At 55.8% G+C, this 2,302-nt stretch carries 2 protein-coding genes; both read left to right on the top strand.

Features of this window, described 5'->3' with window-relative positions:
- The coding region (locus WBA11_RS10930) for a hypothetical protein (protein ID WP_424520720.1) at positions 1–192 on the top strand (192 nt) is incomplete at its 5' end.
- A 32-nt stretch (positions 193–224) separates the two neighbouring features.
- Entirely contained in the window at positions 225–2,024 is a 1,800-nt protein-coding gene (locus tag WBA11_RS10925; RefSeq protein ID WP_424520719.1) for an efflux RND transporter periplasmic adaptor subunit, read from the top strand.
- The last annotated feature ends 278 nt before the right edge of the window (positions 2,025–2,302 follow it).

Raw genomic sequence — 2,302 nt, 5'->3', positions numbered from 1 at the left:
CTACGGGAACAATCGCAGGTGATCGACGCCACGGTATCCATCGCCCGGAGTGAATTTGCCAACGGCAAACGGGCTTTTGATGAACTGCTGCGATTGGAAAACCAACTGATCGGGTACCGCACGAAAACGGTGCTGGCACAAACGATCATTCTTACACAACGAGCGGTAATTGATCGCTACCTCATAAATTAATAAGCATGAATACTCGAACGATAATTTACCTTGTGGGAGCATTAGTCCTGGGTTTGCTAACCGGCTATTTTTTGTTTAGTGGCGAGGCCGAAGTAATGGATGAACACGCTGATCACGACCATGAAGCCATGGACGAAGGTGACGGAGAGGCACAGATATGGACGTGCTCGATGCACCCACAAATTCAGCAAGGCGAGCCGGGCGATTGTCCGCTGTGTGGAATGGATCTTATTCCGTTGCAAACGGGTAATTCTACCGATCCGGCGGTACTGACGATGACGGAGGCGGCGGTTGCGATGGCGCGGGTGCGGACGGTGGTTGTCGGTAATCCTGAAGCGAATAGGGGCGCGGCCGCGGGTGCGATGGATGGGGCGAAGAGCAATGCTGACCGGACCATCCAGCTAACCGGTCGACTTGCGCCGGACGAGCGGACGGCGGCCGTAGAAGTATCAGAATTTGGCGGACGGGTAGAACGACTATTCGTTTCCTTTTCCGGTGAGCAAGTCCGCGCCGGCCAGCGGATTGCGACGGTGTATTCCCCCGACCTAGTCGTTGCTCAGGAAGAGTTGTTGCAGGCGAGGAAGTTTGCCGACGTAAACCCGGAACTGGTGGCCGCCGCCAGGGCGAAACTGCGTAACCTGGAGGTAACCGACGAGCAGATTGCGGAATTGGAAGAAAGCGGCGAAGTCATCAATAATTTTCCGATTTACGCCGACCGTAGCGGTACGATTCTGGAAACGAAGGCCGAGGTCGGGGAGTATGTGCAGGCCGGAGGCGCGCTGTACACTTACACCAACCTGAGTAACCTCTGGGCCTTGTTTGATGCCTACGAAGCGGACCTGGCGAAAATCGACGTTGGCGATAAAGTATCGTTTACCGTTGCTTCCCGGCCGGGGGAGACTTACAACGCGCGGGTGACCTTCATCGATCCGGTGATTGACCCAACGACGCGGACGGCGGCGGTGCGAGCGGAGGTGAATAACCGGCGGGGGCGGTTGAAGCCGGAGATGTTTATTGAGGGAACCGTTTCCCTCTCCCCCGGCCCCTCTCCTCGGGAGAGGGGAGACGTGGCAGGTGGCGATGAACTGATTGTTCCTCGTTCCTCCGTGCTTTGGACGGGCGAGCGCTCCGTCGCTTATGTGGAGTTGCCTGACATGGAAGTACCTACCTATGAGTTCCGGGAAGTCACCGTTGGTGAGCGGGTAGGGGAGGGCTACCGGATAACAGAGGGGCTGGCCGCTGGCGACCGGGTGGTGGTAAACGGAGCCTTTCAAATTGATGCCTCGGCACAGCTAAATAATAAAGCAAGCATGATGAATCGGGACGTGCTGATTCAGGGACGAGAAACCGAGGGTGTCACCGCCGTAGCTATACCGGATTACCGGGAGGATACACCGGAAGCTTTTCGAGCGCAGTTGGGTAAAGTTGTTGAAGCCTACCTTCCGCTGAAGGACCGGATGGTCGCTACCGAACTGGCGGACGAAACGCTACTGGTATCACTGAGGGAAATGTTGGCCAAGGTCGACATGATGAAAGTAAAGGGCGATGCACATGTTTACTGGATGCAGCAAATGGAAGCGATGGAAGCCCATGCAAATACGCTGCTGAAGAAAGACGATGTGGAGGCTCAGCGGGAGCAGTTTGGCTTTTTGTCCCAGGCGCTGATTAATGCCCTGACGGCCTTCGGGGTGGACGGTACCTACTACGTGCAGCATTGCCCGATGGCCTTCGATACTGCCGGGGCGAACTGGCTGAGTGACGATGAACAAATTCGCAACCCTTATTTCGGCGACAAGATGCTGAAGTGCGGGAGCGTGACCGAGGAACTATAAAGTGCGCTGACGCATCCGATGAACTTTTGTCCGGCTACACCAGGCGAATAGATGTATCGGATGAGCAGCGTACAATGCCCGTTGAGGCAAAGACGATCACAACCAACCATTTACCCGGAGTACTGCTCCAAAATCCACTCAACCATGCGTTTTTTTAAATCAATGACCGCCCTGCTGCTGGTCCTGTCTTTCACCTTCGCCTTCACTGCTTGCGGTGATTCCGCTGCGACCTCCGACACTACTACCGAAACCACGACCGTTGCTCCGCACGGAGAGGG

The sequence above is a fragment of the Rubrivirga sp. genome (assembly GCF_049648075.1).
Classification (GTDB): domain Bacteria; phylum Bacteroidota; class Rhodothermia; order Rhodothermales; family Rubricoccaceae; genus Rubrivirga.
Note: the sequence above shows the minus strand (reverse complement) of the source record. Positions and strands in the feature narration are given on the sequence as shown.